The organism is Mesorhizobium metallidurans STM 2683 (assembly GCF_000350085.1).
Lineage (GTDB): Bacteria > Pseudomonadota > Alphaproteobacteria > Rhizobiales > Rhizobiaceae > Mesorhizobium > Mesorhizobium metallidurans.
Window position 1 is genome coordinate 1 of record NZ_CAUM01000047.1, and the last position, 8,296, is coordinate 8,296.

Here is an 8,296-nt window from a genome sequence, read left to right on the forward strand (position 1 = left end):
CGCGCGGCCGCGCTGGTCCGCAGTCACGCCTCCCAGCCGGCCGATGGCCTCATCCGCCTCGATCCAGACTTTGCGGCATCCGGCGACGACCGGGCTGCCGTCTATGCGTTGCGGATACTGCTGGCAACCGTCGGCGGGGTTGGCTTCCTGCCCGACCAGGCCCGCAGCGAAGTCTTGTTCGGCAGGCTGAAGGGCAAGCCGTTTCGCGCCACCCCCTTTCGCGCCACATTGTCGCGGACGGCGGTCGATGCGCGGGGTGCCGGCATCTTCCTGCGCCGCGAGAACCGCAACCTGCCGTCCGCGATTCCAGTGGATGAAAATGTCCTTTGGGATGGCCGCCGGCGGATCACCCGGCGGATCACATTGAGCGACAAATCAGATGCATTGTTGATCGCATCGCTGTCGATCGCGCCCCTCGGGGCGGCCTCTGCCGCAAAGCAAGCAAATACCCAGGACGGCACGCCACCAAGCCTTGTCCGCGCCGCGCTGGCGACCGAACCGGCGCTGTGGCGTGGCAGCGAATGCCTTGGTTTGCCGCGGAATAGTCAGGTTTCGGCAGCGATCGCCGTCCAGCCGGCCGTGGCGCCCTTTACCCGCTTCCTGCCGTCTTTTGACTTGGGGCCGGCCGGGGTAGTCGCCGCGCTGATCGGCGCACCGCCCGCTCCGGCCCTGCCATTCGGCGGCCGCAGTGCCGGTCCATGATGGGCGAAAGCTTAACCGAGACGCGCTGTTCTGCTTGGCAAGGCGAGGCGCCCTCCCTATGTTAGGCTCAAGCTTCCTCTCATGACGCGTGTCCGCCGGCGGACACCAACGGGACAATTGATGAATCCGAATTATCGCAATCTCGCGCTCTGGGCGATCATAGCGGTCCTGCTCATCGCTCTCTTCAATCTGTTCCAGACGCCGCAGACGCGCGGCGCATCGAGCGATGTCCCCTATTCGCAGTTCCTGCAGGACGTCGCGGCAGGCCGGGTCAAGACGGTGACGATCGCGGGTGCCCGCATCTCCGGCACCTATACGGACAGTTCCACCGGCTTCCAGACTTATTCGCCGGGCGATCCGTCACTGGTTTCAAGGCTGCAGGACAAGAGCGTCACCATCAATGCGCGCCCCGAATCCGACGGCTCCAATTCGCTGTTCGGCTATCTCATCTCCTGGCTGCCGATGATCCTGATCCTTGGCGTCTGGATATTCTTCATGCGCCAGATGCAGTCCGGTTCCGGCCGCGCCATGGGCTTCGGCAAGTCGAAGGCCAAGCTTTTGACCGAGGCGCATGGCCGCGTCACATTCCAGGATGTTGCCGGCGTCGACGAGGCCAAGGAAGATCTGGAAGAGATCGTCGAGTTCCTGCGCGATCCGCAGAAATTCCAGCGGCTCGGTGGCAAGATCCCGCGCGGCGTGCTGCTCGTAGGCCCGCCCGGAACCGGCAAGACGCTGCTTGCCCGCTCGGTCGCCGGTGAGGCCAATGTGCCGTTCTTCACCATTTCCGGCTCGGACTTCGTCGAGATGTTCGTCGGTGTCGGCGCGAGCCGCGTCCGCGACATGTTCGACCAGGCCAAGAAGAATGCACCCTGCATCATCTTCATCGATGAAATCGACGCGGTCGGCCGCCATCGCGGCGCCGGCCTCGGCGGCGGCAACGATGAGCGCGAACAGACGCTGAACCAGTTGCTGGTCGAGATGGACGGTTTCGAATCCAACGAGAGCATCATCCTGATCGCCGCCACCAACCGGCCCGACGTGCTCGACCCGGCGCTGCTCAGGCCCGGCCGTTTCGACCGCCAGGTGGTGGTGCCGAACCCCGACATCGTCGGCCGCGAGAAGATCCTGAAGGTGCATGTGCGCAACGTGCCGCTGGCGCCCAATGTCGACCTCAAGGTGGTCGCACGCGGCACGCCGGGCTTTTCCGGCGCCGATCTGATGAACCTCGTCAACGAATCCGCCCTGATGGCGGCGCGGCGCAACAAGCGCCTCGTCACCATGGCCGAATTCGAGGACGCCAAGGACAAGATCATGATGGGCGCCGAGCGCCGCTCTTCGGCCATGACCCAGGCCGAGAAGGAACTCACCGCCTATCACGAGGCCGGCCACGCCATCCTGGCGCTCAACGTGCCGTCGGCCGATCCGCTGCACAAGGCGACCATCATCCCGCGCGGCCGGGCGCTCGGCATGGTCATGCAGTTGCCGGAGGGCGACCGCTACTCGATGAGCTACAAATACATGATCTCGCGCCTTGCCATCATGATGGGCGGCCGCGTCGCCGAGGAGTTCAAGTTCGGCAAGGAGAATATCACTTCGGGCGCCTCCTCGGACATCGAGCAGGCGACCAAGCTGGCGCGCGCCATGGTCACGCGCTGGGGCTTCTCCGACAAGCTCGGCCATGTCGCCTATGGCGACAACCAGGAGGAAGTCTTCCTCGGCCACTCGGTGGCGCGCACGCAGAACGTCTCGGAAGAGACGGCGCAGATCATCGACGCCGAAGTACGCCGGCTGATCGACGAGGCCTATTCGACGGCGAAGTCCATCCTGACCAAGAAGAAGAAGGAATGGATCGCGCTGGCTCAAGGGCTGTTGGAGTATGAGACGCTCTCCGGCGAGGAGATTAAGCAGCTGATCGCCGGCCACAAGCCGGCGCGCGACCTCGGCGACGACACGCCGCCGAGCCGCGGCTCGGCCGTGCCGAAGTCCGGCCGCCGCAAGAAGGGCCCGGAGCCCGAAGGCGGCATGGAGCCCCAGCCGTCAAGCTGAGCTTCGCGAGAGATTGATTGAAGAAACGCCGCGGCTTGGACCGCGGCGTTTTTGTTTGGACGGTGCCAACAGTCAGTCGCATCTTGAAAACTCCGTCGCTTTCCCTTTACCGGGTACCTCTCCACATTTGAAGGTTTGCGAAAGCCGTGATGAGAGCCGATCTCCCCCCTTGCGGGGGAGATCGGCCGTCACTTCCGCTTTTTACAAACCGTCAGCACTGCAGGCGTAATTGTCGCCTCCAACAAAAATGCCCGCGAACCTTGCGGTTCGCGGGCTTTCGGTTCGTTCAGATGGTGCTGCGGTCGATCAGCTCTTCAGCGCGGCATTGCAGAGGCTGTAGAAGCCGCCGCCCTTCTGGATCCACTTGAGGCCGCCCAGCGCGTTGGCGTCCTTGTTGGCGTAGTACTGGTCGAGGCAGGTGTGCAACCGCGCCTTGCCGGGGGTTTCGCTGCTGTATTTGTTGGAGATCGCCTTCGGGAACTTGACGCCCTTCGGCGCGGTGACCGTCGGTGTTTCCGGATCGCTGTTGTAGCTTGCCTCATCGGCAGCCGGCACGGTGTCGTCATCGGATGCACCGGCGCCGCACGCGCTCTTGCGGAAGTCGTTCCACTTCATGCCGTTCAGCGTGTTGCCGGCCTTGGCAGCCTGATATTTGGCGCTGCAGTCCGCCATGCTGAGGCCTTTGCCGCTGTCAGTGGTTGTCGCAGCCGTGGTCGTCGTATTGGCGGGTTCTGCCGCGGCGCTGGCGCCGGCGGCGCATTCTGTCTTGCGGAAGTCGTTCCACTTCATGCCGTTCAGCGTGCCGGCGGCCTTTGCAGCCTGATACTTGGTGCTGCATTCTTTCGCCGTCAGGCCCGGTGCGGCGTCGTCGTCGCTGGCCGCTGCCGCCTTGGTCGTTGCCTTGGCAGGTGCTGCCGCGGCCGTGGCGCCGGCGGCGCATTCGGTCTTGCGGAAATCGTTCCACTTCATGCCGTTCAGAGTGTCGGCGGCTTTCGCGGCCTGATATTTGGCGCTGCATTCCTTCGCCGTCAGACCGGGCGCCGCGTCGTCCGTGGCAGCGGCGTTGGTGGTGTCGGTGGCCTTTGCCGTCTTCTTGGCCGGCTTGGTGTCAGTGGTGGTGGCACTGGCGTCGGTGCCGCATTCGGCCTTGCGGAACTGGTTCCAGTTCTGTCCGTTCAGTGTTCCCGCATCCTTGGCCGCGTTGTACTTGGTGCTGCACTCGGCCATGGTCAGCGCGTTGGCCGGCGCCGCCAGGAACAAGGTCGCGACGGCAAGGCCCGTCAGTGTGGCAAGTCGATGGATGAGCATGGCGTTTCTCCGTTGCTGCCGCCCATATTATGTCCCTGACAAATCAATAGCGCTCAACGAGCGGTTGCGCCAGATGCTAAAGTACTGCAGGGAGGTCAAGAAAACGCGTTCTTTGCGACAAGGTGATGAAATCGTTGCCGATTGCAGCCTAACTTTAGGGCCGGCCGCGTTCAGGCTTCGCTTTGGGCGACGTAGCTGCCGTAGAGATACAAGGCGACCAACGCAACGATGTTGGCTGTCGCACCGCACAAGGCCACGACCCACGCGACGCTCGGTTTCGTGCTGATTGGCGGTTCCAGTCTTTGCCTCCGATCAGAGAAGTGTTGGTCAAGTATTTGGAAGCTGCACCAGGACGGATGTCAGTTTGGTGACATAGAGCCAATCTGGCCCTTGATTATTTATTCCTGCCGCAGGCCGTTCAACGAGAAATTCCTGGAGCGGCGGAATGGAAACGACTATTGAGGGCTGGCTGAAGCAACGCTCGAGTGGAGCAAAGGGAATGACTGGGGAAGTATTGAAGCCATTGCGAGCTTGCTTTTCGACCTGATAAGGAGCGACTGTGGCTTGTAGCGCATTCCGGTTGGGTTCTCGAAGGCCGGCATTTCAGTTCGGCTTGGTCTGAATCTCAACAGCCTCGGCGTGACACAAAGTACACAGGACAATGATTTTCTAAGGATTGGCAATGCACAATCATTCAATGTGATGATAGGGGCTCAGGCCAATTGTGGCATGAGTTCTCGGGAAGAACCATCGAGGAAGGTGGCTAGCATGGCAGGAAGTTATTTCGGCACTGACGGCATTCGCGGGCGCGCAAACAGGTTTCCAATGACGGCGGAGGTCGCCATGAGGGTCGGCATGGCCGCCGGCCTTTCGTTCCAGCGCGGCAGCCACCGCCATCGCGTCGTGCTCGGCAAGGATACCAGGCTTTCCGGCTACATGATCGAGAATGCGATGGTGGCTGGCCTGTGCGCCGCCGGCATGGACGTGTTCCTGCTCGGCCCGATCCCGACGCCCGCGGTGGCCATGCTGGTGCGCTCGCTGCGCGCCGATATCGGCGTGATGATCTCGGCCTCGCACAATCCGTACTACGACAATGGCATCAAGCTGTTCGGCCCCGACGGCTACAAGCTCTCCGACGAGATCGAGGAGCGCATCGAGGGGATGCTCGACAAGGACATCGAACTGGCGCTTGCCGATTCGGATGGGCTCGGCCGCGCCAAGCGAGTCGACGGCGTGCATGACCGCTATATCGAGTTCGCCAAGCGCACGTTGCCGCGCTCGATGTCGCTTTCGGGACTCCGCATCGTCGTCGATTGCGCCAACGGCGCCGCCTACAAGGTGGCGCCCGAGGCGCTGTGGGAGCTCGGCGCCGATGTCGTCGCCCTCAATGTCGACCCCAACGGCTTCAACATCAACAAGGAGTGCGGCTCGACCCATCCGGCAGGCCTGCAGAAGAAGGTGCACGAAGTGCGCGCCGATATCGGCATCGCGCTCGACGGCGATGCAGATCGCGTCGTCATCGTCGACGAGAATGGCGCCATCGTCGATGGCGACCAGATCATGGCGCTGATCGCCGAGTCCTGGCAGCAGAGCGGACGATTGGCCGGCGGCGGCGTCGTCTCCACAGTGATGTCCAATCTGGGCCTCGAACGCTTCCTCGGCGACATGAACCTGCAATTGCACCGCACCAAGGTCGGCGACCGCTACGTCGTCGAGCACATGCGCGCGCATGGTTTGAATGTCGGCGGCGAGCAGTCGGGCCACATCGTGCTGTCCGATTTTTCCACGACCGGCGACGGCCTCGTCTCGGCGCTGCAGGTGCTGGCCTGCATCAAGCGGCAGAACCGGCCGGTCAGCGAACTGTCGAAGAAGTTCGAACCGGTGCCGCAGCTTCTGAAGAACGTCCATATTTCCGGCGGCAAGCCGCTTGAGGAAGCCCCGGTCAAGGCGGCGATCGAAGATGCACGCCATCGCCTCGGCAAGGCCGGGCGCCTAGTCATCCGGCCGTCCGGCACGGAGCCGCTCATCCGCGTCATGGCGGAAGGCGACGACCAGCAACTGGTCGAGGCCGTCGTCAATGACATCGTCGAGGTCATTTCGGAAGCGCGCAGCGCCGCCTGATCCGGCGCTTAATCCGACCGAAGTCAATTTGAAAGCCCGCCCTCCGGCGGGCTTTTTCGTCGGATCTGCGTGTCTACCTGCCTGCAGCAGCGGCCCCCCAATCCCTGGAATTCTAAAGATTCGTGGTTAAGCGATAGGGTTAAATGCCTTTTAACCTTTGCGATTCATTATCCACGCTGAAATCAACCATAGCCGGACGCATTCGCCGTTCCGAAGGTTCCTAGGGGTGACAAGCATGTTCAATACAGCAAGAATGGCCCTCTTTGCCGCGCTGTTCGCGGGCGTGGCCGGACCGGCGTTCGCCGCCGACTTCGTGGAGCCGCCCGTGGTCGAGCAGGCGCCGCCGGCGCCTGTCTATGAACAGCCGGCCCAATATGGCGGCTGGTATATTCGCGGCGACATCGGCTATCGCTGGTCGAAGTTTCGCGGCGCCGACTACATCACCTATGGCGACCCACCCAGCACTGGCAGCTTCGATAGTGGCAAGTTGAAGAGTGCCTTCTCGGCCGGCGCCGGCGTCGGTTACCAGATCAACCAGTATTTCCGCACCGACGTCACCCTGGACTGGATGAGCAAATCCAAATTCCGCGGCTCGACCAGCGGTTTCTGCGGCGAGTTGCAGACCCCTTGCACCTCGGTCGACACTTCGTCCTATTCGGCGATGCTGCTCTTGGCCAATGCCTATGTCGACATCGGCACCTGGCAAGGCATAACGCCTTACGTCGGCGCCGGCATCGGCGGCGCCTGGGTCAAGTGGGATTCGCTGAACAACACCGACGATGATGGCTCCTTCGAGCATCGTGGCGGCAAGGGTTGGCGCTTTGCCTATGCAGCCATGGCGGGTGCATCCTACTGCCTGACCGACCGAGTCAAGCTCGATGTCGGCTACCGCTTCAGCCACATCAACGGCGGCAGGATGTTCGACTACGCCTCGCTGCCCAATGTCGGCCCCGGCTATGACAAGGGCATTAATGTGCACGAAGTGCGCGGCGGCCTGCGCTACCAGTTCGGCAACTCGGATTGTGCTCCAGCCCCGGAGCCCTATGTTCCGGAGCCAGAGCCGGTCTATACGAAGTAAACGCTTCGAAAAGCAAAGATCTTCGAACCGCCCGGCAAGCCGGGCGGTTTTTGTTTTGACTGGTTCCCAAGTCTAAACCGACCTCATCTTACCCCTTGGCGAAAGCCAATCGAAATCAATTCGATAACGACCTGTTATCCTTAACTGCCACTTAACTACTATGGTTAACAATGCCTCCTGAGACGGCGCTTGCGAATGGCGCCAAGTTCGGGAGTCGGGGACCATGACATTCAAAACGCGCATAGCGCTGGCGCTCGCCGCAATCATGCTTACGCCGCTGTCGCAGGCACTCGGCGCCGATTACGATCCGCCGATCTATGTCGACCAGGCGCCGGACTATGTGCCGGTGGAGGTAGGCTCTGGATGGTATCTGCGCGGCGATGTCGCCTATCTGCCGCAAAAGAGCTTCGAGAATGAGGATTTCGCCTTCACACCGGCGAGCTTCGACGAGAATGAGGATCCCGTTTTTGCCAGCATCGGCTTCGGGTATCACTTCAACGATTACCTCCGCGCCGATCTCAATCTCGGCTATCTGCCTGGCAACAAGATCAATGTCGGCTATGACGATTCGGCGACCGCGGACCCCGCGACTGTTGCGTCCGGCGCTCTGAAAAACTACGCCTACTCGGGCATGCTCAATGGCTATGTCGATCTTGGCACCTATGTCGGGATCACGCCGTATCTCGGTGCGGGCATCGGTGTCGTCCAGAGCAAGCGCAGCCTCTCGGCGAGCTATTTCACCGACAATGGCGACGACACCGACGATTTCGTCCTGCATGACAACAAGACCCAGTATTCCTTCGCCTATACACTGAATGCAGGCCTTGCCTATCAACTGTCCAAGAACGTTTCCGTCGATCTGGGTTATCAATATTTTTCCGCGCCAGACGCTGAATATGTGACAGCCGAAAGCCTGACGTCCTATCCGATCCGCAAGGGGATCAACAACCATCAGGTCAAGCTCGGGTTGCGGTACGATCTCTGGTAGCAGGCACGGAATGCATGAAAACGCTGGCGGCGGATCTCTTAGGACAGTCGTCG

General features: G+C 61.7%; 5 protein-coding genes and 1 pseudogene. 5 read left to right on the top strand and 1 reads right to left on the bottom strand.

Going from position 1 to position 8,296, the window contains the following annotated elements:
* Positions 1-702, top strand: a pseudogene (locus tag MESS2_RS08610) (tRNA lysidine(34) synthetase TilS); the annotation flags it as partial.
* 120 nt (positions 703-822) lie between these two features.
* Positions 823-2,748, top strand: a complete 1,926-nt coding sequence (gene ftsH / locus MESS2_RS08615; protein WP_008873792.1) for an ATP-dependent zinc metalloprotease FtsH — start codon at positions 823-825, stop codon at positions 2,746-2,748.
* A gap of 306 nt (positions 2,749-3,054) precedes the next feature.
* Here ftsH and MESS2_RS08620 read toward each other — a convergent pair whose 3' ends face one another.
* Positions 3,055-3,717, bottom strand: a complete 663-nt coding sequence (locus MESS2_RS08620; protein WP_244439913.1) for a hypothetical protein — start codon at positions 3,715-3,717, stop codon at positions 3,055-3,057.
* Positions 3,718-4,824: 1,107 nt separating this feature from the next.
* Between MESS2_RS08620 and glmM the strand changes: the two genes are divergently transcribed.
* The 3 genes from glmM to MESS2_RS08635 all read left to right on the top strand — a co-directional run bounded on the left by glmM (position 4,825) and on the right by MESS2_RS08635 (position 8,243).
* Positions 4,825-6,177 (top strand): phosphoglucosamine mutase, encoded by a 1,353-nt coding sequence (gene glmM / locus MESS2_RS08625; protein WP_008873795.1) that lies wholly within the window; start codon positions 4,825-4,827, stop codon positions 6,175-6,177.
* A gap of 235 nt (positions 6,178-6,412) precedes the next feature.
* On the top strand, positions 6,413-7,255 hold the full coding sequence (locus MESS2_RS08630; RefSeq protein WP_008873796.1) for an outer membrane protein: 843 nt from the start codon (positions 6,413-6,415) through the stop codon (positions 7,253-7,255).
* Positions 7,256-7,478: 223 nt separating this feature from the next.
* Positions 7,479-8,243 carry an outer membrane protein gene (locus MESS2_RS08635; protein WP_008873797.1) on the top strand — a complete coding sequence of 255 codons (765 nt, stop codon included), beginning with the start codon at positions 7,479-7,481 and terminating at the stop codon, positions 8,241-8,243.
* Positions 8,244-8,296: the final 53 nt, after the last annotated feature.